This window comes from Comamonas squillarum, assembly GCF_025309455.1.
In the GTDB taxonomy this organism is placed as follows: domain Bacteria; phylum Pseudomonadota; class Gammaproteobacteria; order Burkholderiales; family Burkholderiaceae_C; genus Comamonas; species Comamonas squillarum.
Window position 1 is genome coordinate 2,966,892 of the sequence record NZ_CP104377.1, and the last position, 22,383, is coordinate 2,989,274.

Sequence of the window (22,383 nt, forward strand, 5' to 3'; positions counted from 1 at the left end):
TCTGGCGTTTACTCGGAAATTTACTGCGGGTAAATACCAGTAGGTATTCGGTTTTTTGAAACCTATTATTAATTTAATGATCCACAAGTCTCATTAAATGATGAAAACACCCGTCATAGTCGATGCCATCCGCAGCCCCATGGCCCGGGCCAAGCCCGATGGCGCCCTGGCCGAACTCCACCCGGTTGATCTGCTCTCCCAGGTGCTGGAGCAACTGGTGGCGCGCAACCAGCTGGACCCCGCGACCGCCGATGACGTGATCTGCGGCTGCGTGAGCCAGGCCGGCGAGCAGGCCGGCACGCCCGGGCGTCTGGCCTGGCTGGCCGCCGGCCTGCCCGCCCATGTGCCCTCGACCACCATCGACCGCAAGTGCGGCTCCAGCCAGCAGGCGGTGCACTTTGCCGCCCAGGCCATCATGTCCGGCACGCAGGACATTGTTATCGCCTGCGGTGTTGAATCGATGAGCCGGGTGCCGATGGGCAGCTCGCGCATGGGCAAGAACACCACCGGCGCGCGTTTTGACGAGCGCTATGCACCGGGCCTCGTGGGCCAGGGCGTGTCGGCCGATCTGGTGGCCGCCAAATGGGGCCTGTCGCGCAGCGACCTGGATGCCTATGCCGCCCGCTCGCACCAGCGCGCCCATGCCGCGCAAAGCAGCGGCGCGTTTGCACGCGAGATCGTGCCCATCCGCAGCCCGCTCGGCCTCGTCAGTGCCGACGAGACCATCCGCGCCAGCACCACGGCCGAGAAGCTCGCCGGCCTCAAGGCCGTGTTCGAGAACGAAGAGCTCTCGGCCCGTTTCCCGCAGATCCAGTGGAGCACCACCGCCGGCAATGCCTCGCAGATGACCGATGGCGCCAGCGCCATGCTGATCATGAGCGAGGAGCGCGCGCTGCAGCTGGGCCTGCGCCCGCGCGCCCGCTTTGTGGCCTTTGATGTTGTGGGCGACGACCCGCTCTACATGCTGACCGCCCCCATCCCGGCCACCCAGCGCGTGCTGGCCAAGGCGCGCATGCAGCTGGCCGACATTGCGCACTACGAGATCAACGAAGCCTTTGCCTCGGTGCCGCTGGCCTGGCAAAAGGAGCTGGGTGCCGACGGCGAACGCCTGAACCCGCGCGGCGGCGCCATTGCGCTGGGCCACCCTCTGGGCGCATCGGGCATCCGGCTGATGACCACGATGCTGCATGCGCTCGAAGACAGCGGCCAGCGCTATGGCCTGCAGTCGATGTGCGAGGCCGGAGGCATGGCCAACGCCACGATTATTGAGGTGCTGCGCTAAAAGCCTCACAGCCCTCCGGGCTCCATCGGATTGAACGTTTGAACTGACAAGGATTGTTGAGATGCAATTGACTAAAGGAATGACCTCCCTCGTGACCGGCGGCGTATCGGGGCTGGGCGAAGCCAGTGCCGTAGCCCTCTTGGAGCGAGGCCTGAACGTGGTGGCGGTGGACCTGAACGAAGAGCGCGGCGCGGCCATGGAAAAGCAGTACGGCGGCCAGCTCCAATTCATCAAGGCCGATGTGGCCGATGCCGAGCAGATGCAAAAGGCGGTGTCGGCCGCCCAGGCCTGGGGCCAGTTCCGTGCGCTGGTGCATTGCGCCGGCATCGGCGGCCCGGTGCGCCTGATTGAAAAAGACGGCAGCCCCGGCTCGCTGGAAAAGTACACCAACATCATCCGCATCAACCAGATCGGCACCTTCAACACCTTGCGCCTCTCGGCCGTGGCGATGGCCCAGAACGAGCCGGTCGAAGGCGAGCGCGGCGCCTGCGTGCTGACCGCCTCGGTCGCGGGCTACGAAGGCCAGATTGGCCAGATCCCCTATGCCTCGTCCAAGGCCGCCGTCATCGGCATGACCATCGTCGCCGCCCGCGATCTGGCCTCCAAGATGATCCGCGTCTGCACCATTGCGCCGGGCCTGTTCGACACCCCCATTCTCGCCAAGCTGCCCGAGAACGTGCGCCAGTCGCTGGCCGCCTCGGTCCCCAACCCGGCCCGCCTGGGCCGCCCGCCCGAGTATGCGATGACGGCGCTGCACATTCTGGAGAACCCGATGCTGAACGGCGAAACCATCCGCCTGGACGGCGCCATCCGCATGCAACCGCGTTGAGGCGCACTGCCCTGCACCCAACAGTCTGTTGAAAGGTCCCCATGTCTGGCTCTGAAACCGCAGAACTCCTGGTCGAAACCCGTGGCCCGGTGCTCATCATGCAGCTCAACCGCCCCCAGGCGCGCAATGCCGCCACCCTGGAGATGGCAGAGGCGATGGCCAGCGCGCTCGATGCGCTGGACAGCCAGCCAGAACTGCGGGTAGGCATCATCACCGGCGCGGGCGGCAGCTTTTGCGCAGGCATGGACCTGAAAGGCTTTTTGCAGGGCAAGCGCCCCAGCCTGCCGGGGCGCGGCTTTTGCGGGCTCACCATGCGGCCGCCGGCCAAGCCACTGATCGCGGCGGTGGAAGGCTATGCACTGGCCGGCGGCTTTGAGCTGGCGCTCGCCTGCGACCTGATCGTCGCCGCGCGCGATGCCCAATTTGGCCTGCCCGAAGTCAAGCGGGGCCTGGCCGCATCGGCCGGTGGCCTGCTGCGCCTGCCCAGACGCCTGCCCTACCACGTGGCGATGGAGTGCATTCTGACGGGCGACATGTTTGGCGCCGAGCGCTTTGCCCAGCTGGGCCTGGTCAACCGTTTGACCGCGCCCGGCGGCGCACTCGATGCCGCGCTGGCACTGGCCCAGACCATTGCCGCCAACGGTCCGCTGGCAGTCGCCGCGAGCAAGCAGGTAGCCAGCCAGTCGGGTGAATGGCCGCTGGCGGAGATGTTCGACCGCCAGGCCGTCATCACCGCGCCGGTCTTCAGCTCGCAGGACGCGCGCGAAGGCGCAGCCGCCTTTGCGGAAAAACGCCCACCGGTCTGGAAAGGTGCCTGAACCCCGTCCAGCCCGGAACTCTCAGTTGCACAGCCCTAGACGCGCCACAGAAGCGCGCAGCAGGAGACAAAACCATGCCACGTACCAGCCATCCACGCCAGCCCCTGCGGGCCTTGGCGGCCCTGGCGCTGCTCGCCAGCGCGCTCAGCGCCCATGCCGAGGCCAACTGGCCCACGCGCACCATCACCTTGATCGTGCCCGGCGCCGCAGGCGGATCGACCGATATCCCGGCGCGCCTGCTGGCGCAAAAGCTGGGCCAGCGCCTGGGCCAGCCGGTGATCGTCGACAACAAGCCGGGCGCCGGGGGCAGCCTGGGCGCCAGCCTGGTCGCGCGCGCCCAGCCCGATGGCTACACCGTGCTGGTGGGCAACAGCGGCTCCAATGCCATCAACTACACGGCCTACAAAAAGCTCAGCTACAAGCCTGGCGACTTTGCACCGCTGACCGACATGATCTCGTTTGCCAACGTGCTGGTCGTGCCCGCCAAGTCGCCGATCCAGAGCCTGGATGCGCTGGTGGCGGCGGCCAAGGCGCAGCCAGGCAAGCTGTCGTTTTCGTCCGCCGGTGTGGGCCAGACCACGCACCTGATGGGCGAGCTCTTCAAGGAGCGCACGGGTACCGATGTGGTCCATATCCCCTATAAGGGATCGGCCCCCGGCACCATGGCGATCGTGACTGGCGAGACCCAGTTCATGTTCGACAACATGACCGCCTCCCTGGTCCATATCAAGGACGGCAAGCTGCGCCCCTTGGCTGTGACTGGCGACCAGCGCGAGCCCGATCTGCCCGAGGTGCCGACGATGACCGAGCTGGGCATGCGCAACTTCAACCAGGTCGGTTGGATGGGCTTCTTCGTGCCCGCCAAGACCCCGCCCGAGGTGCAGAAAAAGCTGGCCGAGAACCTGCAGGCCGTCTTGCATGACCCCGACATCATGCGCCGCTACCGCGAGCTGGGCGGGCGCCCGGGCGGCATGCCGCAAGCCGGTTTTGCCAAGTTGGTGGCCGATGACCAGCAGACCTGGGGCGCGCTGATCCAAAGCCAGCAGCTGCAGCTGGATTGAGGCGAGCTGACGATGCCTGACACCTCCACCTCCACCTCCACCGCTTCTCCACGCCCTGCGCTGCCGTTCTACTGGCCCAAAGGCGTCTCGCGCGATCTGCGCGTGCCCCGCATCACGCTGGACGACAACCTGACGGCTTCGGCCCAGCGCTACCCCGACAAGGCCGCCATCATCTACGCGGGCGCCAGCACCAGCTATGCCCAGCTGCTGGGCCAGGTGGAGGCGCTGGCCGGGTTCTTGCAGCAACGCCTGCAACTGGCACCGGGCCAGCGCGTGCTGCTGCAAAGCCAGAACTGCCCGCAGTTCGTCGTTGCCTGCTATGCCATCTTCCGCGCCGGCGGCGTGGTGGTGCCGGTGAGCGCGATGACCACCGCCACCGAGCTGCGCTACTACGCCGACAACAGCGGCGCGCGCCTGGCCATCGTCGCCCAGGAGCTGTTGGCCAGCGCCCAGCCCTGTGTGGACGAGGGCCTGCTCGATGCGGTGATCGTCCACGCTTACAGCGACGCGCTGCCCACCACGCCGCCACCTGATGCCCTGCCCGACGTGGTGACAGCGCCGCGCCAGCCGCTGCCTGCCGGCCCCTACCATGGCTTTGCCGCAGCGCTGGCGCTGCAGCTGGCGCCCGGCCCGCGTGTGGCGCAGGCGGGCATGCTCGCCACCATCCCCTATACCTCGGGCACCACCGGCCACCCCAAGGGCTGCATGCACAGCCACCATTCGGTGCTGGCGTCGCTCACCGGCTCGCGCCTGTGGCGCGGCTTCAATGACGACCTGGTGTTTCTGTCGGTCGCGCCGATGTTCCACATGCTGGGCACGCAGTACGGCATGAACATGCCCATTGCCGTGGGTGGCACCGTGGTGATGATGCCGCGCTGGGATGCGCTGCTGGCTGCCCGGCTGATCGAGCGCCACCAGGTCACCGCCTGGACCGCGCCGCCCAGCATGGTGATCGACCTGTTCAGCCAAGCCGCTGCCCATGGGCTGGACCTGTCGAGCCTGGCCATGCTGGCCGGCGGCGGCGCGGCCATGCCCGAGGCCGTCTCGCAGATGCTGGCCGAGCGCTATGGCCTGCACTACAGCGAGGGCTATGGCCTGACCGAGACCGCCGCTTTCTTGCATGCCAACCCGCCGGGCCACACCAAGCGCCAGTGCCTGGGCGTGCCCACCCAGGGCGTGCATTCGATGGTCGTTGACCCCGAAACGCTGGAAGAGCTGCCCGCTGGCGAAGTGGGCGAGCTGGTCTCTAGCGGCGCGCAGGTGATGCAGGGCTACTGGCGCAATGACGAGGCCAACCGCGAGGCCTTTTTCGAGCGCCATGGCCGGCGCTACTTTCGCACTGGCGACCTGGCCTCGGTGGACGCGGACGGTTATTACTTCATGCGCGACCGCTTGAAACGCATGATCAATGCCAATGGCTACAAGGTCTGGCCCGCCGAGGTCGAGAACATGCTCTACAGCCACCCGGCCGTGCTCGAAGCCTGCGTGATCGCCGTGCCCGATGCCAAACGCGGCGAATCGGTCAAGGCCCTGGTGGTGCTACGCCCCGGCGCGCAGGCCTCGGCGGACGAGATCATCGGCTGGAGCCGCGCACAGATGGCCGCCTACAAGGTGCCGCGCGCGGTGGACTTTCTCGCCGCGCTGCCCAAATCCGCCACCGGCAAGATCCAGTGGCGCGCACTGCAGGAGGCGGCGCAGCAAGCCGCCGCCCCCTCCCATTCTTTGCATACGGAACACCCATGAGCTCTTTCTCCTTTCGCCACCAGCATGTGTTTGTCTCAGGCGGCAGCAGTGGCATCAACCTGGGCATTGCCAAGGCCTTCGCCCGCGCGGGCGCGCATGTCGTGGTCATGAGCCGCTCGGCCGACAAGGTAGCCCAGGCCGCCGCCGAGCTGGAGGCGCTGGGCGCCCAGGCCCTGGGCCTGAGCGCCGATGTGCGCGACCCAGCCGCCGTGCAGGCCGCGCTGGAACAGGCCCATGCCCGCTTTGGCCCCATCGATGTGCTGGTCTCGGGCGCGGCGGGCAACTTCATTGCGCCGGCCAAGGACCTGTCGCCCAACGGCTTCAAGACCGTTGTCGACATCGACCTCAATGGCAGCTTCCATGTGCTGCGCCTGGCCTACCCGATGCTGCGCAAGCCCGGCGCCAGCGTCATCAACATCTCGGCGCCGCAAGGCGTGAACCCGACGATGTACCAGGTGCATGCCTGCGCGGCCAAGGCCGGCATCGACATGATGACCAAGGTGCTGGCACTGGAATGGGGCGAGGACGGCATCCGCGTCAACAGCATCTCGCCCGGCCCCATCGGTGATACCGAGGGCATGCGGCGCCTGGCGCCCACCGCCGATGCGCTCGAGCGCGCCGTCTCCACGGTGCCGCTGCTGCGCATGGGCAGCACCGATGACGTCGCCCACATGGCGCTGTTCCTGTCGTCCGCGCTGGCCAGCTATGTGACCGGCGCCATCATCCCGGTCGATGGCGGCGCCGCGCTGCGTGGCGGGCGTGACATGCGCGCCTCGTACGTGCCCCGGAGCGCCGCATGAGCCGCCACTACGAACGCATCATTTTTGAGCGCCAGGACGGCGTGGCCACCTTGCGCTTCAACTACCCGGCCAAGCGCAACGCCTTTGACCCGCAGATGCGCGAGGAGATGGCCGAGGTGGTGCGCCTGGTGCAGACCGATGCCAGCCTGCGCGCGCTGGTGCTGACCGGCGTGGGCGAGCACTTTTGCTCGGGCGGCGACCTGGGCAATATTGCAGCATCTGGCTTGGACAATGCCGGCTGGCGCGCGCGGCTGTCCAGCCTGCACCACTGGCTCAAGGACCTGATGCTGCTGGACAAACCGGTGATTGCCGCGGTGGACGGCGCCGCCTATGGTGCGGGCTTTAGCCTGGCCTTGGCGGCGGACTTCATCATTGCGTCCGACCGGGCGCGCTTTGCGATGTCGTTTATCCGCGTCGGCGTGGTGCCCGATTGCGCGGCCTTCTACACCTTGCCGCGCGTCGTGGGCGTGCAGCGCGCGCGGGAGCTGATGCTCTCGGGCCGCGAGGTCTCGGCGCAAGAGGCCTTGCAGCTGGGCATTGCCAGCGAGCTGGTCGCCCCCGGGCAGCTGCAGGCACGGGCCCAGGCGATTGCGCACTGCTTTGTGGACGCATCGCCGGTGGCGCTGAGCTTGATCAAACGCTCGCTCGCGATGGCGGCGAACGACTTGCCCGCGCTGCTGGAGCAAGAGGCGAACGCCCAAGCGCTGGCCATGGGTACGGCCCAGCACCGCGAGGCCGTGCAGGCCTTTTTGAACAAGCAGCCTGCGCCCTTCCAGTGGCCTGCGCGAAGCTGAAAAAGCCCGCTTATTCGTTGCTGGCGCTGCCGCGCGTTTTGGGCGGCTCCATCGCATTGCGGCGGCTCATCCCTGCCCGCCCGGCCTTGCTCCAGTCATAGTGCTCGCCATCGGGCGTGCGGCCGTCTTCAACGGCGGCCACCCCTATTTGCCCGACCATGTCGCGCAGCTCGGACGACATCACCACATGCGCATGGCGCGGGTCGGCACGCAGGCGCTGGCATTGCGCCAGCGCCTCGCTCATCTGCTTGTCGCTATAGGCCAGGCACTGCGGCTGCCAGTCGGGCGGCACGCCCTCGGCATCCTCGGCCTTGTTGCGCAGGTAAAAAACCACGATGCCCATCGGCAGGTCCCTTCATCGGTGCCCAGCCAGACCTTGTCTGGGCAGCGCATTGTCGCACCTGGGAAGCTTAGCGGCGCCAGGCGGCGCTGGCATCGCCTGCAGCCACCAACGCCAGCACGGCCTCGGTATGCGCGCCAGCGGCACACATCTCGGGGGTGTCATAGGCCTGGCCGTCAAAGCGCGGTGCGGGCGCTGCCTGCAAAACACCACCTTGCTCGTGGTACACACCACGCGCCTGCATATGCGGGTGGCCAGCGGCCTCCAAGGGGCTCAATACAGCGCCAAAGCAGACATCGCTGCCCTCGAACACCTGCTGCCAGTGCGCGCGCGGCTCGGTGATGAACAGCGCCTGCAGGCGCGCACGGCGGCGCGGCCACAGCGCCTTGTCCCATTGCGACTGGGGCGCGGCAAAGTCTGGGTCATCGGCCAGGCCCAAGGTCTGCAGCAGCAGCGCATAGAACTGCGGCTCGATGCTGCCAATGGTGATGTGCTGGCCATCGGCGCAGACATAGGTCTCGTAGAACGGCGCGCTGTCATGGATGCTCTGGCCGCGCACATCAGCCACGATGCCGCGCTGGCGGGCGCTGAGCGCCAGGTTCAGCATATGGGCGGCGCCATCGACAATGGCAGCATCCACCACGCAGCCCTTGCCGCTGCTGCGCGCCTGGATCACACCGGCGAGCAGGCCGGTCATCAGGTAGAGCGCGCCGCCGCCGATATCGCCCACCATCGCAAACGACGACACGGGCCGCGCATCGGCCGGGCTGCAGCCCCAGAGCGCACCTGAGACCGCTGCGTAATTGTTGTCATGGCCGGCGCGCGGGGCCAGCGGGCCGCTCTGGCCCCAGCCGGTCATGCGGCCATAGACGAGGGCCGGATTGATGGCATGGCACTCGGCCGGGCCCAGGCCCAGGCGCTCCATCACGCCGGGGCGCATGCCTTCGATCAGCACATCGGCCCCTTGCACCAGGGCCAGCACCAGGGCCTTGCCCTCGGGGCTTTTCAGGTCGGCAAACACCGAGCGCTTGCCCCGGTTGAGCAGGTTGCCCGTCGGCGCTGCGCCCTTTTCCTCGCGCACGATGGAGATCACATCGGCGCCCAGGTCGGCCAGGTGCATCGCGCAAAACGGGCCCGGTCCCAGGCCACCAATCTCCAGCACCTTGATGCCGTCCAATACTTTCATGCTTGTCTCCTGTGGTTGTTGTTTGCGTTGCGCCTTCAGGTCCGGCCAGGTAGATCTGGCCGGGCAGGCCCCGCCGGGTTAGGTCAGGATAGGCTGGAAGTACCAATCAGCCCTTCGAGCGAGCGCACCAGGGTCACCAGGCGCGGGCCGATGTCGGTCTCCAGCTCGCGGCTCTTGGGGTTGTAGGTGGGGACCGAGGCGCCAAACACCCAGCGCTCGCCATCGATGGGCTGCGACAGCGGCACGGCGATCGACAGAATCTCGCGGTGCAGATCGCCATGGCTGCGGCAAAAGCCGTGAAGGGCCAGGTCGTGGCGCGCATCGTCCAGGCGCTCGCGCAGCAGCGCAGCACGCTCGGGCGCGCGGCCATCCAATTCGTCCAGATAGGCCTGGCGCTCGGCTTCGCTCTGGCCCAGCAGGTAGGCGCGGCCCGTCGCTGTGCGCACCAAGGAGACGGCCACGCCGATCTCGGGCGTGAAGACCTTGTTGTCCATGCCATTGGCCAGCTCGGCCAGCACCAGGCGCCGGCCCTCACCGACGGCCAGCTGGATCTGGCCGCCCATGTAGTTGGCCAGCTCCTGCATCTGCGGGCGGGCAAACTGGCGTACCGTCATGCGCGATAGCAGCGGCGAGGCCAGGTTCAGCACTCCTATGCCCAGCACGTATTTGGACAGGCGCTCCGAATAGCGCAGCAGGCCCAGCTCGCACAGGGTCTCGGTCAGGCGGAACAAGGTCGGTTTGGGCAAACCCGTCAGGTCCATCAGCTCTTTGCCACTGAGTTCTTGCTGCTTGTTGTTAAAGCACTGCAAAATACTGACGCCGCGCACCAAGGCGCTGACCAGTTTTCCATCCGCTTCAGAATTCATATTTCAGTATATAAGTTACTTATTACGAGACTAATGTCTCAATTTATGAAATTCTAATCGGGAATGATCCGCTATGGGCAGCTTGCATGCTCGCTTGCTGCCCCCAGCCGCCTACGTGGCGGTTATCTGCAACACTCCCACCGATGAGCCTGAACCAATACGGCATGCCCTCACGCGTGCCCGCCATTGCCGAAATTGGCCGCCTGCTGGCCGGGCAGCAGCTGTCTGCCGCAGAGCAGCAGCGGGCGCTGGACCTGCTGGTGCAAGACCATGCCGATCTGGACGAGGTCGAAAGCCAGGCCGCGCTCTGGGCCATCGCCCAGCTGGGGCGCAGCGAGGCTGCATGCGCAGCGCTTCTGGCCTGCGCCGACATCTGGCTGAACAGCGCCGAGCTGGCCGCCTCGTTTTTGGATGGCTATACCCAGGTCTGCGGCAACACCATCGTGCCCGCTGCAGCGCCGGCCTTTGCCCAGCTGCAGCAACTGGCGCTGCACGACCCTGACCTGGCCGCCCGCCTGCCTCTGTTTGAGAAAGCCCCTTGATGTCCCTGCTGACCACCACCGCCTTGTTTGTGCTGACGGCAATTGCCGAGATCGTGGGCTGCTACCTGCCCTATCTCTGGCTCAAGGACAAGGCGCCGGTCTGGGTGCTGCTGCCCGCGGCGCTGGCGCTGCTGGCCTTTGTCTGGCTGCTGAGCCTGCACCCGACCGCATCGGGCCGGGTCTATGCCGCGTATGGCGGGGTCTATGTGACGACGGCAATTGCCTGGCTGTGGCTGGTCGATGGCATCCGCCCCAGCAGCTGGGATATCGCCGGCGTGCTGCTGTGCCTGGCCGGCATGGGTGTGATCATGCTGGGCGCGGCGCAGCGTTAAACCTGCGCCTGCCTGGTTTTAGCCTTGGTTGGCAGCGCGGCGCGCCTGCACCGCTTGCGCCAGCTGGGCCAGCACCGGCACGGTCTGCTCCATGCTGATGCAGGCATCGGTGAGCGAGACACCATAGGCGAGCGGCTGGCCTTCTACGATGTCCTGCCGGCCTTCGTGGATATGGCTCTCGATCATCACGCCGGTGATGCGGCGGTTGCCCCCTGCCACCTGCTGGGCCACATCGGCGGCCACCTCGATCTGGCGGCGGTGCTGCTTGCTGCTGTTGGCATGCGACAGGTCGATCATCACCTGCTCGCGCAGGCCACCCTTGGCCAGCACCTCGCAGGCGGCCTGCACATCGGCCGCGCTGTAGTTGGGCTGCTTGCCGCCGCGCAGGATGATGTGGCAGTCCTGGTTGCCCCGGGTCTCGAAGATGGCGCTCTGACCCATCTTGGTCATGCCCATGAAGGCATGCTCGGACTGCGCCGCCAAAATCGCGTCGCTCGCCACCTTGACGCCGCCATCGGTGCCGTTCTTGAAGCCCACCGGGCAGGACAGGCCGCTGGCCAGCTGGCGGTGGCTCTGGCTTTCGGTGGTGCGCGCGCCAATGGCGCCCCAGCTGACCAGGTCGCTGATGAACTGCGGCGAGAGCAGGTCCAAAAACTCGGTGCCGGCTGGCAGGCCCAGCGCCAGAATATCGAGCAGCAGGCGGCGCGCCAGCTCCAGCCCCTCGTTGACGGCAAAGCTGCCATCGAGGTGCGGGTCGTTGATATAGCCCTTCCAGCCCACCGTCGTGCGCGGCTTCTCGAAGTACACGCGCATCACCACCAGCAGGTCATCCTTCAAAGCCTCGGCCTGCACCTTGAGCTGGCGGGCATAGTCCATTGCCAGGTCATGGTCGTGGATGGAGCAAGGGCCCACCACGACGACCAGGCGGTCGTCCTGCCCGTGCAGGATCTTGGAGATGGCCGCGCGGCTCGATTCCACCAGCTGGTAGGCCTCGTCGGTGATCGGCAGCCACTCCTCGAGCAAGGCGGGCGTGATCAGCGGCCGCACCACCTTGATGCGGGTGTCATCGATGCGGGTCTTGTCAACCGTGGAAAGCCGGGACGGGGACTTGCGAGGCACGGTGCCTGCAGCGGTAGAGGAATCGGTCATCCCGCTATTGTCGCAGGGCCTGCAAACACGTTCACAGGCCTAAGGCATCCCCGCTGCAGCCACCCGCAGGCATTCAGGACGAGGACAGCTTCATCAGTACCAAACCGCTGACAATCAGCAAGGCCGCCACGACGCGCATCGGTGTCAGCGCCTCGCCCAGCACGGTGATGCCCACGATAAAGGCACCTACGGCACCAATGCCCGTCCAGATCGTATAGGCCGTGCCCAGCGGCAGGCTGCGCATCGCGACCGACAGCAGACCAAAGCTGGCAATCATTGCCACCAGCGTGATTGCGCTGTATTTGATATTGGTAAAACCATGGGACTGCTTCATCGTGAACGCCCACACCACTTCCAGCACACCGGCAACCAGCAAATACACCCAGGCCATATCGAACTCCTTGAACAAAGGGAAATTTGGAATGGCCAGGCCGTCCTGGCGGTGGTGCGCGCCGCTGCTGCAGCGCCATGCAGGGCCGTCCCTGCGCAATGGGTCCCATGATAGCGGCGCGCGCCCAGACCGGCCGCACAGGCCGCGCATCGCCCGCCAGGCCATGGGTGGTTGGGGCGCAACAGTTGAAGCCGCGCCCGCCCTGTGCTGGCGCGGGCGCTCAGGCCAGCGCTTGGGCCTCGGCAGGCTCCATCTGCAGCAGGTTGCCCACGGTGGCGCCGTAGTAGGTGGCCACTCGTTTGCGCTGCTTGAGCACCGCCTTGTCCTTGCTCACCAGCAAGGCCTGGTGCTGGCTGGCCAGGTCCAGAAAATGCTGGTCGTCCGGATCGGTGCAGCTAAAGCGAATCTTGGGCGCGGCATCGACATACTGCACGGCGGCATCAAAGGCGGCCATTACGCCCTCGGGCGTCTTGCCGTAGTAGCTCACGCGCGGAGCGATCTGGCTGTAGTGCAGCACGCGTTCGAGCTCGATGCGCTGGGCCTCGTCGGCAATCCAGCGCAGTGCGCCTTGGGCCACCAGCGTGCGGATCGGCGGGATATGCGGGTCATCGAAGATCAGCATGTCGAGCACCACATTAGTGTCCAGCACCACCGGCCGGGGAAGCGGTCCGGTGTAACCTTCATTGCACGTTGGCCACTTGAGCACCACCTTCATGGTTGACCGCCTGGCGCGGGCTGCTCTCCCCGGGGCTTGAGCGCCCCCTTGATCATGTCAAAGCGGAACAAGCGGCACTCGATCGGGCCATTCCACATGGGGGTGCGGCGCGATTCCTTCAGGCGCATCTTGCCGGGCAGCTTGAGGTCAGGCGTCAGCATCCAGGCGCTCCAGCCGCTGTAGTTCTTTTTCCAGTGGCTGGCCAGCTGGGTGAAGAACTCGCCGCCATCTTCGGTCTGCGCCGTCTCGCGCCCTGCGCGCTCGACATGGCCCATGCGCTCGGCCGCATTGCGGCCAGCAGCGCCCGCCGCCGCGATACGCTCGCCATACGGCGGGTTGAGCAGCATCATGCCGGGCTGCTCGCAGGGGGGCATGCGCTGCAGCGCATCGCCGCCGCGCAGCTCGATGGTCTCGGCCACACCGGCGCGCTCGGCATTGCGCTGGGCAAAATCGACCATCCGGAACGAGATGTCCGAGCCATAGATGCCCACCGGGCTCTGGGGCAGGATCTGGCGCTCGGCCTCATCGAGCATCGCCTCCCAGACATGGCGCTGGAAAGGCACCAGCTTTTCAAACGCAAAGCGGCGCAGGATGCCGGCCGGGATCTTGCGCGCGATCTGGGCCGCTTCGATCAGCACCGTGCCGCTGCCACAGCAGGGGTCGTAGAGCGGCTGCGGGTCGTCGCCGTGCGGGTCCCAGCCGCTCGCGGCAATCATCGCCGCGGCCAGCGTTTCCTTGAGCGGCGCATCGCCCTTGTCCTCGCGCCAGCCGCGCTTGAACAGCGCTTCGCCCGAGGTGTCGATATAGATGGTGGCGCCATCGGTGGTCAGGTGCAGGTGCACGCGCACATCGGGGTGGTGCGTCTCCACGCTGGGGCGCACGCCGTGGCGGCGCTCGCGGAAGCGGTCGGCAATCGCATCCTTGACGCGCAGCGCCGCAAAGTTCAGGCTGGTCAGCGGGCTGTGCTGGGAGGTGACCTCGATCTTGAAGGTCTCCTTGGGCGAAAACCAGATCTCCCAGGCCACCTCGCTGGCGGCACGGTAGAGGTCGTTCTCGTTGCGGTACATGCTGTGCGAGAGCTCGACCAGCACGCGCTGGGCCAGGCGGCTGTGCAGGTTCAGCAGCAGCGCATCGCGCCACATGCCGCGCAGCATGACGCCGCCGCGCGCCACCAGGAGGTCCTGGCCGCTGGCGCCGGTGATGGCATGGACTTCGTCCGCCAAAAGGCCCTCGACGCCGGCGGCGCAGGGCAAAAACAAATGCAGTTGGTTCATAAGCAGGGGGGCAAGCATACGCGCTTGCCCCATTGTCTGCCAAGCGCACGGGAATGTGGACTGTGCCAGTGGCATTCGGCAGCCCGGCTCCTATAGCGCAGCGGTAACGGGTGGCTGGCTGCTATAGTCTGGCCCCAGAGCGGGCCGCAGCCCTCGGTGCAGCCGCCCTTCCCCTCCATCACTCAGAGAGAATGCGGATGCCCTACCTCGGAGCTGGCGTACACGTCATCATTGCGCTGTTTTTTGCGGTCCACGCCGTGCGCAGCGGCCAGAACAACTACTGGCTGTTTGTGCTGCTGGCCTTCCCCTTCCTGGGCAGCGTGGTGTATTTCTTTGCCATCTACCTGCCCAATTCGCGCCTGCAGCGCCATGCCCGCAGCCTGGCGAGCAACGCCGTCAAGGCGCTGGACCCGACCCGCGAGGTGCGCGAAGCCCAGGCCGCCTACGACTACAGCCCCACCGCGCAGAACCAGATCCGCCTGGCCCAGGCCCTGCTGGCCAATGGCCAGGCCGAGCAGGCCTTTGGCCACTTTGAGGCCAGCATGAAGGGTCCGTTTGCCAACGACCTCGATATCCGTTGGGGCGCTGCGCAAGCGGCCTACCAGGCCGGCCATCCGCAGCAGGCGCTGCAGCAGCTGCGCGTGATTGCCCAGGCCGATGTGCACTTCCGCGCCGAGGCCGTGGGCCTGCTGGTGGCCAAGGCCTACGCCCAGCTGGGCGACCAGGCGATGGCGCGCAAGAGCTTTGATTTTGCGCGCCAGCACTCGGGCAGCTTCGATGTGATGGCCGAGTACGCGATCTGGGCTGCGGGCCAGGGTGACTGGCAGACGGCCAATGGCCTGCAGGCCGAGCTGAACAAGGCGATGACGCACTGGAGCGGCCAGCAGCGCCAGCTCAACCGCGAGATGCTGCAGCGCCTGAAAACCGCCTTCGCCGCCCAGCCCAGGTAAGCCCACCTGGCTTGCCATTGACCAAACCGCAATAGGCCTGCTGCCAGCAGGCCATCCCACCGCCCCGCAGCCCTTGCCGCGCGCCAGTTTGCGGTTGCGCAGACAGCCGCCACAGCACAGTCGCTAAAATCGCTGTCTATGGCAAAAATCATCGTTCTGGCCCTGGTGCTGCTTTTCTTTGGCTGCGGCCTCTACATGCACCTGCGTGGCAAGGTGCGGCACAAGCTGCTGCGCCAGCTGTTTGACCACTCCACGTTCACGGCGCCATTCAATGTTTTCATGCTGATGTTCAGCAAGGTACCGCGCACGCCCTACCTGCCCACCAGCACCTTCCCCGACCTGGCCCCCCTGCAGGCCCACTGGCGCGAGATCCGCGAAGAGGCCATCGGTCTGCACCAGGCCATGCAGATCAAGGCCGCGGCCAACAACGACGACGCGGGCTTCAACTCCTTCTTCAAGACCGGCTGGAAGCGCTTCTACCTGAAGTGGTACGGCCAGGCCCACCCGTCTGCGATGGAGCTGTGCCCCAAGACCACGGCGCTGGTGCAGTCCATCCCCGGCATCAAGGCGGCCATGTTTGCCGAGCTGCCGCCCGGCGCCAAGCTCAACCTGCACCGCGACCCCTATGCCGGCTCGCTGCGCTACCACCTCGCTGTGCTGGCGCCCAATGATGACCGCTGCATGATCGAGGTCGATGGCACGCCCTACAGCTGGCGCGAGGGCGAAGGCGTGATCTTTGACGAGACCTTTATGCACTGGGCCGAGAACCGGTCCGAAGGCAACCGCATCGTGCTGTTCTGCGATGTCGAGCGCCCGATGACCAATGGCTTTGCGCAGTGGCTCAACCGCTGGCTGGGCACGCATGTGGTCGCTGCCGCCAGCTCGCCCAACAACGAAGGCGATCCGCGCGGCTTCATCAGCCGCATCTTCAAGATCTCGTTCTACATGGGCCAGTACCGCCGCCGCTTCAAGGCCTGGAACAAGACGGCCTACAAGCTCACCAAGTTTGGCCTGATGCTGGCCGTGCTGGCCTTGTTCATCTGGTGGCTGTGGCCAAAGTAAAGCGGCTCCGTCTCAAAGCAAAACCGCAGTGCCTAACGCAACTGCGGTTTTTTTATGGGCCCTGGCTGCTTGCGCTTACAGCGCCTTGCGCAGGCTGGCCGGCGGGATGCGCATGGCCTCGCGGTACTTGGCCACCGTGCGGCGCGCGCATTCAATGCCCTGGGCCTGCAGCAGATCGGCGATTTTTGCATCCGACAGCGGCTTTTTCGCGCTTTCCTCGTCCAGCAGCTGCTTGATCAGCGCCTTGACCGCCGTGCTCGACGCACTGCCGCCGGTCTCGGTGCCCAGGCCCGAGCCAAAGAAGTACTTGAGCTCGAACGTGCCCTGCGGCGTGGCCATGTACTTGGCCGTGGTCACGCGGCTGATGGTGGACTCGTGCAGGCCCAGCTCATCGGCAATCTCGCGCAGCACCATGGGGCGCATCGCCAGCTCGCCATGGACAAAGAAATTGCGCTGGCGCTCGACGATGGCCTGCGAGACGCGCAAGATGGTGTCAAAGCGCTGCTGGATGTTCTTGATGAACCAGCGCGCCTCCTGCAGCCGCTGCTGCAGCGCGCCATGGCCCTCGCTGCCCTTGTGGCTGCGCAAGGCATTGGCGTAGACATCCTGCACGCGCAGGCGCGGCATCACCTCGGCATTGAGCTGCACGCTGAAACCGGGCACCGGCAGGCCGCGCTCATTGCTGGGTCGCACGAGGACATCGGGGATGATGGTGTTGCGGTCCACATCGGCATAGGGCCGGCCGGGGCGGGGCTCGAGCTTGGCGATCAGCGCCAGCGCGCTGCGCACCGCGGCATCACTGCATCCGGTCAGTTGCACCAGCTTGCGCACATCACGGCGCGCCAGCAGCTCCAGCGATTCCTGGCAGACCAGCAAAGCGGTCTCCAGCGCCAGCGCATCGGCCTCGGGCGTGTCCGAGCCCTCTTCATCCAACAGCCGCTGCTGGGCCTTGATCTGCAGCTGCATGCATTCGGACAGGTTGCGCGCGCCCACGCCAATCGGCTCCAGACTTTGCAGCAAGCGCAGCGCCACGGTCAGGTGGTGCAGCAGGGCTTCGTAGCGTTCGGGATCCGAGGCATCGCCAAAGCTTTGCGCCAGCTCGGCCAGCGTTTCTTCGAGGTAGCCGTCGTCGTTCAGTGATTCAATCAGAAAGTAGAGCGCGGCCCGGTCTTCCTGGCACAGGCGCAGCGACAAGGCCTGGCGGTGCAGCACATCCTGCAGGCTCAGGTGCTCGCTGCGCCGGTCGGACATCGGCGTCTCGTCGTCGTCATCGCTGGCGCTGGAGCGGGCGGGCAGATCGCCGCCCCACTCTTCCCAGTCCGATGCCGAATCGCCGGCAGCGGCCTCGGCATCGACGCCGGTTTCCTTGCCCGCAGCAAAATCCAGCGGCTGGTCGGAGGTTCCGGGCTCGAAATCGCTACTGTTGTTGGTGTCGGTGCTGGCAGCAGTATCGGCACCCTTGTCGGCTGCGTCTGCAGCGTCTGCAGCTTCGGCAGATTCAGCGGCTTCTTTACGGGCTTCAGCCTCGGGGGCCTCATCGCCCTCGCGCTCCAGAAACGGGTTTTCGTCGAGCATCTGCTCGACTTCCTGTGTCAGCTCCTGCGTGGACAGCTGCAGCAGGCGAATCGACTGCTGCAGCTGGGGGGTCAGGGTCAGGTTCTGCGATACGCGCAGCGACAGCGACGGCATCATGGCTGCGCCTCCACACGGGCTGGGGCAGCTGGCAACGGATCAGCCCTGCCGGCCCCGCAGCGCGGGACGGCATCTTGGCTGGCACGCCCGCCAAGGCGTGCGGTGTCACATACGGAAATGTTCACCCAGATACACCCTCCGGACCTCTGCGTTCTCCACAATCTCTTGCGGCGTCCCGGCGGCCAGCACCTTGCCATCGCTGATGATGCAGGCATGGTCACAGATACCCAGGGTTTCGCGCACATTGTGGTCGGTGATCAGCACGCCAATGCCGCGCTCCTTGAGAAAGGCGACAATGCGCTGGATCTCGATCACGGCGATGGGGTCGATGCCGGCGAAAGGCTCGTCGAGCAGGATGAAACGGGGCTGGGTGGCCAGCGCACGGGCGATCTCGACCCGGCGGCGCTCGCCGCCGGACAGCGCGACTGACGGTGATTCGCGCAGGTGCTCGACCCGCAGCTCCTGCAGCAGCGCGGTGAGCTGGCGCTCGACCTCGGCGCGCGAGAGCGGCTTGCCATGCTCATCTTTTTGCAGCTCCAGCACGGCGCGCACATTGTCCTGCACGCTGAGCTTGCGAAAGATCGAGGCCTCCTGCGGCAGGTAGGACAGGCCCAGCTGCGAGCGCTGGTGGATCGGCATATTGGCCACCGACTGCCCATCGATGCGGATATCCCCGCCATCGCTGCGTACCAGGCCCACGATCATGTAGAACGAGGTGGTCTTGCCCGCGCCATTGGGGCCTAGCAAACCCACCACTTCGCCCTTGCGCACCGACAGCGACACGTCCTTGACCACCTTGCGGCTGCCATAGGATTTCTCCAGGTGCAAGACCTCCAGCTGGCTGCGGTGGTCGCTGTTGGCGACCCGGGCGTTGACGGAAATGGTCGACGAGTTTTCTGCCACGGTCACTTGGCTCCGTCGTTCAGTTGGGTGCTGGGGCGCAATGGCGTCTTGTCATCGGCAGCGGGCTTGGCTGGGGCGCTGGCCTTGTCGTCCGCCTTGCCATCGGCCTTGGGCGTCAGGATCACACGGACGCGGTCCTTCTTGGGCGCACCGGGCTTGGGTTCGGCCGCCGCCTGGGCGCCCTTTTGGCCGGAGACCGTGAAGGTATCGCTCAGATTGTTGTAGACGATCAGCGGGCCACTGACCTGGTCGGTCAACGTGGTCTCGCGGTAACGGCGCAACTCGCCGCGGCGCTCAAAGTGCACGGTGTCATCGCGGCCGTTATAGGTGATGACCTCGCCTTCGCCTTCGACGAACTCGTCAGGCGCGCCTGGGGCCGAGTCACGCTTTTGGCGGAAGAATGCGAGCTTGCCCGGCGCAGCAGTCACCACGCCGTGCTGGAAGCCGTCGCGGTCCTGGCTCACGGTCAGCTGCGCGCCACGGATGATGATGGTGCCCTTGGTCACCACCACATTGCCCGTGAAGACACTGGTCTGCTTGAGTTCATCGTGGCGGCCATCGTCCGCCTCGATGTTCATGGGCTTGGTGCGGTCTGCACGCTCGGCGTGCGACAGCAGCGGCACGGCCAGGGCCACTGCCACCAACAAAGAGTTAAAAATACGGTGTCTCATAAGGCATGAATCTTGCTCTGCCCCATTGTAGCCATGCTGGAGCGTTAGGCCGTTTCTGGCACAAAAAAGCCCGCGTGTGAACTGCACCCCAAAAGTTGGACATCCATCCAACCTTTGGGGTGTTTTTCATGGCGAAGTACGACGAGAGTTACAAGCTGGAAGTTGTCCAGGGCTACGTGCAGGGGCAGCATGGGTTCAGAGCACTGGCCCATGCTCACGGTCTCGACCAAGCGACAGTGCGACGTTGGGTAAAGAGCTACCAGCAGCATGGCCTATCAGGGTTGCGCAAGAAGTTCAGTCGCTACAGCGCTGACTTCAAACTGGCAGTGTTGCAGCGGATGTGGCGAGATGATCTGTCTGCACGAGAGACGATTACCTTGTTTGATATCCGGGGTGGCACGGGTGTCATCAGCGCCTGGGAGCTGCAATATCATGACGGTGGGCCGCAAGCACTTGCACCCCGGCCAAGAGGACGCTCCAAGAAGATGCCAAACCCACCCACAGCCAAGCCCGCACAGGCACAAGCAGTTATGTCTGCGGACGACACGCGTTCGCACGCAGATTTGCTCAAAGAGGTGAAGTACCTGCGCGCGGAGGTGGCGTACCTAAAAAAATTGGAGGCCTTGGTTCAGGCGAAAAAACAAGCTGCGCAGAAAAAGCGCGGATAGTGCTTGAGCTAAGGCCAGATCACGACCTCAAGGACTTGCTGCGGGCAGGTAAGCTGGCGCGCAGCACCTTCTATTACCAGGCTCAAGTGCACAGGAGAGGCGACAAATACGCTGAGCTCAAGGCTCAGATCCGATCTGTCTACGAGCTTCACAAAGGACGCTATGGCTATCGGCGCATTGCGCTTGAACTCAAGCGCAATGGCTGTCATGTGAACCACAAGAGCGTGCAGCGCCTGATGCAGGTAATGGGGATGAAGTCCCTGGTTCGGCCCAAGAAATATCGCTCCTATCGCGCCGGGCAGCACGCGGGCGTGGCCAATGTGTTGCAGCGCCAGTTCATGGCCGAGCAGCCTAACCAGAAATGGGTGACGGACGTGACAGAGTTCAACGTCTTGGGTAAAAAGCTATACCTGTCGCCTGTCATGGATCTATTCAACGGCGAGGTGGTGAGCTATCAGATGAATACGCAACCGCGCTTGAAGATGGTGGGTGACATGTTGCGCAAGGCGCTAGGCAAGCTGGGCAGGGAGGAAAAACCATTGCTGCATTCCGACCAGGGCTGGCAGTACCAAAGTCGTGCCTATCGCCGCTTGCTGGCCGATCATGGCCTGGTGCAAAGCATGTCACGTCGGGGCAATTGCTTGGATAACGCAGCGATGGAGAGCTTCTTCGGAACCTTGAAGTCCGAGTTCTTCCACCTCAACAAGTTCAGCAGTGTGGCGCAGCTTCAAGAAGGTCTTCACCACTACATCCATTACTACAATCACCAACGCATCAAGCTAAAACTAAAAGGCCTGAGTCCAGTGCAATACCGGATTCAGGCCTTCAGTCCCTAGCTTCCAACTGTCCAACTTCTTGGGGTCAGTTCAGTGCGCGGGCTCTGTCTCAAGCGTTGGGGAATCCGCTCAGCCTTGTGCAGCCAGGAACTCTACCACTTGCAGCACGTTGCTCATCGAGCCGGCACGGGTTCCGTCGGTGTAGTACTTGCCCGCCACGCCCAGCGATGGAACGCCTTCGACGCCGTAGGACTCTTGCAGCTGGGTGGCCTTGCGCACCTGGCCTGCGACGCTGAACGAGTTGTAGGCTTCCTTGAACTTGGCCAAGTCCACGCCGTTCTTGTCCATCCAGGCGAAGATCTCGTCGTCCTTGTTCAGGCGCTGGCGCTCGACGTGGATCGCACGGAAAACCTTGACATGTACGTCAGGGATCAGGCCCATCGACTCCAGCGCAAAGTAGATCTTTTGCTGCGGCACAAAGGTGTTGTTGAAGGCCACAGGCACGCGGCGGATCTGCAGGTTCTTGGGGGCAGTCTTGGCCCAGGCTTCAAACTGCGGCTCGAAGGCATTGCAGTGGGGGCAGCTGTACCAGAAGAACTCGATCACCTCGACCTTGCCAGCGGGCGCATCGGGGGTGACGGGCTTGGCCAGCTTCAGGTAGTCCTTGCCTTCCTTGAACTTGGCCTGTGCGTTGGCGCCGGTGGCAAAAGGCAGGCTCAGCGCCGAGGCGGCAGTAGCGGAAGCCGCCAAAGTGGAAAACTCACGACGTTTCATGTTTTGTTAACTCCAGTGACAAGTTGCGGTTAGGAGTGCCCTGCACCGCCAAAAGTTCAACGCTGCACGCGGACGATTTGCGCATCCACGCCGGCGCCATCGAGCTTGCCTTTGAGGCCATCGGCATCATCGCGCTTGTTGAAGGGGCCCACGCGCACCCGGTATACGGTGCGGCCATTGACTTCGCGCTCGCTCACCCGCGCTTCCCAGCCCATCATCGCCAGCTTGGCGCGCTGTGCATCGCCATCGGACTGGCTGCGGAAAGCACCGGCCTGCACGAAGTACTGGAAGCCGTCGGTGCCATCGGCACTGCGCGACTTGGCCAGATCGCCCAGCGGATCTGCGCCCTGGCCGGCCTTGGGGTCGAGCTTGGCCACCTGGGTCTTGTCTGCCGGCTTGTCAGCGGGCTTGGTGGTATCGGGCAGCACCACTTCGGGCTTGGCAGGCTTGTTTTCCACTGGCGCGGGGGCGTTGTCAGCCACCGTGCGCGGCGGCTCAGGCACCACCACGCCCTGAGCGGCCGGTGCCACAGCCGCGGGCGCACGCGCGGGGTTCTTGCCATAGAGCGGCGAGTTCGGGTCCCAGTTCTGGTTGCGCTGCGCCTCGGCCTTGTCCTTGGCCTCGCCGCGCACGCCACCTTTGTTGACAAACGGCACCGGCACATTGGTGACGTACACGGCCACGGCCAAGGCCGCGCCCACGCCCACCAGCAGCCCCAGGATCAGGCCCAGGATGGTTCCACCACGTTGATGTCGTCGCATTGCA

The 22,383-nt window shown here is 65.2% G+C and carries 24 protein-coding genes; 12 read left to right on the forward strand and 12 right to left on the reverse strand.

All coding sequences use genetic code 11. The features are described 5' to 3' along the window. Nucleotides 1-100 precede the first annotated feature (100 nt). The 7 genes from N4T19_RS13720 to N4T19_RS13750 all read left to right on the forward strand — a co-directional run bounded on the left by N4T19_RS13720 (nucleotide 101) and on the right by N4T19_RS13750 (nucleotide 7,327). A complete protein-coding gene (locus N4T19_RS13720) occupies nucleotides 101-1,282 on the forward strand; it encodes a thiolase family protein (RefSeq protein ID WP_260718285.1) in 1,182 nt (393 codons plus the stop codon). 61 nt (nucleotides 1,283-1,343) lie between these two features. After that, nucleotides 1,344-2,111, forward strand: coding sequence for an SDR family NAD(P)-dependent oxidoreductase (locus N4T19_RS13725; protein WP_260718286.1), 768 nt, complete (start codon nucleotides 1,344-1,346; stop codon nucleotides 2,109-2,111). Between the two features lie 41 nt (nucleotides 2,112-2,152). Then, the gene (locus N4T19_RS13730; protein ID WP_260718287.1) at nucleotides 2,153-2,929 is read left to right on the forward strand and encodes a crotonase/enoyl-CoA hydratase family protein; all 777 of its coding nucleotides are present in this window, start codon (nucleotides 2,153-2,155) and stop codon (nucleotides 2,927-2,929) included. A 74-nt stretch (nucleotides 2,930-3,003) separates the two neighbouring features. Next, nucleotides 3,004-3,990 carry a Bug family tripartite tricarboxylate transporter substrate binding protein gene (locus N4T19_RS13735; protein WP_182343802.1) on the forward strand — a complete coding sequence of 329 codons (987 nt, stop codon included), beginning with the start codon at nucleotides 3,004-3,006 and terminating at the stop codon, nucleotides 3,988-3,990. A gap of 12 nt (nucleotides 3,991-4,002) precedes the next feature. Further along, complete coding sequence (locus tag N4T19_RS13740; protein WP_260718288.1) at nucleotides 4,003-5,733, forward strand: long-chain-fatty-acid--CoA ligase; 1,731 nt, start codon at nucleotides 4,003-4,005, stop codon at nucleotides 5,731-5,733. Continuing rightward, nucleotides 5,730-6,533, forward strand: a complete 804-nt coding sequence (locus tag N4T19_RS13745; protein ID WP_116926265.1) for an SDR family oxidoreductase — start codon at nucleotides 5,730-5,732, stop codon at nucleotides 6,531-6,533. The genes N4T19_RS13740 and N4T19_RS13745 overlap by 4 nt, the downstream gene beginning before the upstream one ends. Next, nucleotides 6,530-7,327 carry an enoyl-CoA hydratase/isomerase family protein gene (locus N4T19_RS13750; RefSeq protein WP_116926264.1) on the forward strand — a complete coding sequence of 266 codons (798 nt, stop codon included), beginning with the start codon at nucleotides 6,530-6,532 and terminating at the stop codon, nucleotides 7,325-7,327. Before N4T19_RS13745 ends, N4T19_RS13750 begins: the two co-directional genes overlap by 4 nt. Before the next feature lie 10 nt (nucleotides 7,328-7,337). On the opposite strand, the gene N4T19_RS13755 is transcribed toward N4T19_RS13750, so the two are convergent. From N4T19_RS13755 to N4T19_RS13765, 3 genes are all read right to left on the reverse strand, one after another. Beyond that, nucleotides 7,338-7,670, reverse strand: a complete 333-nt coding sequence (locus N4T19_RS13755; RefSeq protein WP_116926263.1) for a hypothetical protein — start codon at nucleotides 7,668-7,670, stop codon at nucleotides 7,338-7,340. Nucleotides 7,671-7,737: 67 nt separating this feature from the next. Then, nucleotides 7,738-8,853: a CaiB/BaiF CoA transferase family protein gene (locus N4T19_RS13760; RefSeq protein WP_182343806.1), complete on the reverse strand. Its 1,116-nt coding sequence runs from the start codon at nucleotides 8,851-8,853 to the stop codon at nucleotides 7,738-7,740. Between the two features lie 83 nt (nucleotides 8,854-8,936). Next, nucleotides 8,937-9,719 (reverse strand): IclR family transcriptional regulator, encoded by a 783-nt coding sequence (locus N4T19_RS13765; protein WP_260718289.1) that lies wholly within the window; start codon nucleotides 9,717-9,719, stop codon nucleotides 8,937-8,939. A gap of 143 nt (nucleotides 9,720-9,862) precedes the next feature. Here N4T19_RS13765 and N4T19_RS13770 point away from each other — a divergent pair, with 143 nt between their 5' ends. After that, entirely contained in the window at nucleotides 9,863-10,261 is a 399-nt protein-coding gene (locus tag N4T19_RS13770; protein WP_260718290.1) for a hypothetical protein, read from the forward strand. After that, the gene (locus tag N4T19_RS13775; RefSeq protein WP_116926259.1) at nucleotides 10,261-10,593 is read left to right on the forward strand and encodes a YnfA family protein; all 333 of its coding nucleotides are present in this window, start codon (nucleotides 10,261-10,263) and stop codon (nucleotides 10,591-10,593) included. The genes N4T19_RS13770 and N4T19_RS13775 overlap by 1 nt, the downstream gene beginning before the upstream one ends. Nucleotides 10,594-10,611: 18 nt before the next feature. Here the strand turns inward: N4T19_RS13775 and N4T19_RS13780 are convergent, their stop codons facing one another. The 4 genes from N4T19_RS13780 to N4T19_RS13795 form a co-directional block, all read right to left on the reverse strand. After that, a complete protein-coding gene (locus N4T19_RS13780) occupies nucleotides 10,612-11,742 on the reverse strand; it encodes a 3-deoxy-7-phosphoheptulonate synthase (RefSeq protein ID WP_260718291.1) in 1,131 nt (376 codons plus the stop codon). 73 nt (nucleotides 11,743-11,815) lie between these two features. Then, on the reverse strand, nucleotides 11,816-12,133 hold the full coding sequence (locus N4T19_RS13785; protein WP_027010449.1) for a DMT family transporter: 318 nt from the start codon (nucleotides 12,131-12,133) through the stop codon (nucleotides 11,816-11,818). Between the two features lie 220 nt (nucleotides 12,134-12,353). Beyond that, a complete protein-coding gene (locus tag N4T19_RS13790) occupies nucleotides 12,354-12,848 on the reverse strand; it encodes a putative toxin-antitoxin system toxin component, PIN family (protein ID WP_116926257.1) in 495 nt (164 codons plus the stop codon). Further along, on the reverse strand, nucleotides 12,845-14,122 hold the full coding sequence (locus tag N4T19_RS13795) for a THUMP domain-containing class I SAM-dependent RNA methyltransferase (protein ID WP_260718292.1): 1,278 nt from the start codon (nucleotides 14,120-14,122) through the stop codon (nucleotides 12,845-12,847). The genes N4T19_RS13790 and N4T19_RS13795 overlap by 4 nt, the downstream gene beginning before the upstream one ends. 197 nt (nucleotides 14,123-14,319) lie before the next feature. Here N4T19_RS13795 and N4T19_RS13800 point away from each other — a divergent pair, with 197 nt between their 5' ends. Together N4T19_RS13800 and N4T19_RS13805 are read left to right on the forward strand one after the other, a co-directional pair. After that, nucleotides 14,320-15,072 carry a hypothetical protein gene (locus N4T19_RS13800; RefSeq protein WP_260718293.1) on the forward strand — a complete coding sequence of 251 codons (753 nt, stop codon included), beginning with the start codon at nucleotides 14,320-14,322 and terminating at the stop codon, nucleotides 15,070-15,072. 147 nt (nucleotides 15,073-15,219) lie between these two features. Continuing rightward, on the forward strand, nucleotides 15,220-16,134 hold the full coding sequence (locus N4T19_RS13805) for an aspartyl/asparaginyl beta-hydroxylase domain-containing protein (RefSeq protein WP_409515661.1): 915 nt from the start codon (nucleotides 15,220-15,222) through the stop codon (nucleotides 16,132-16,134). Between the two features lie 75 nt (nucleotides 16,135-16,209). On the opposite strand, the gene rpoN is transcribed toward N4T19_RS13805, so the two are convergent. From rpoN to lptA, 3 genes are all read right to left on the reverse strand, one after another. Then, a complete protein-coding gene (gene rpoN / locus N4T19_RS13810; RefSeq protein WP_260718294.1) occupies nucleotides 16,210-17,826 on the reverse strand; it encodes an RNA polymerase factor sigma-54 in 1,617 nt (538 codons plus the stop codon). A gap of 105 nt (nucleotides 17,827-17,931) precedes the next feature. Beyond that, the gene (gene lptB, locus N4T19_RS13815; protein WP_116926389.1) at nucleotides 17,932-18,708 is read right to left on the reverse strand and encodes an LPS export ABC transporter ATP-binding protein; all 777 of its coding nucleotides are present in this window, start codon (nucleotides 18,706-18,708) and stop codon (nucleotides 17,932-17,934) included. Nucleotides 18,709-18,731: 23 nt separating this feature from the next. Further along, complete coding sequence (lptA, locus tag N4T19_RS13820) at nucleotides 18,732-19,400, reverse strand: lipopolysaccharide transport periplasmic protein LptA (protein ID WP_260718295.1); 669 nt, start codon at nucleotides 19,398-19,400, stop codon at nucleotides 18,732-18,734. A 128-nt stretch (nucleotides 19,401-19,528) separates the two neighbouring features. Here lptA and N4T19_RS13825 point away from each other — a divergent pair. Continuing rightward, nucleotides 19,529-20,904, forward strand: a protein-coding gene (locus N4T19_RS13825) for an IS3 family transposase (RefSeq protein WP_260718296.1) whose coding sequence is annotated in 2 segments (ribosomal slippage) — nucleotides 19,529-20,018 and nucleotides 20,018-20,904 — 1,377 coding nt in all. Because the reading frame shifts where the segments join, the coding sequence is not laid out codon by codon here. Nucleotides 20,905-20,973: 69 nt separating this feature from the next. Here the strand turns inward: N4T19_RS13825 and N4T19_RS13830 are convergent. Both N4T19_RS13830 and N4T19_RS13835 read right to left on the reverse strand, forming a co-directional pair. Continuing rightward, on the reverse strand, nucleotides 20,974-21,618 hold the full coding sequence (locus N4T19_RS13830; protein WP_021025053.1) for a thiol:disulfide interchange protein DsbA/DsbL: 645 nt from the start codon (nucleotides 21,616-21,618) through the stop codon (nucleotides 20,974-20,976). A 56-nt stretch (nucleotides 21,619-21,674) separates the two neighbouring features. Beyond that, nucleotides 21,675-22,379, reverse strand: a complete 705-nt coding sequence (locus N4T19_RS13835) for an SPOR domain-containing protein (RefSeq protein ID WP_116926251.1) — start codon at nucleotides 22,377-22,379, stop codon at nucleotides 21,675-21,677. Nucleotides 22,380-22,383 lie beyond the last annotated feature (4 nt).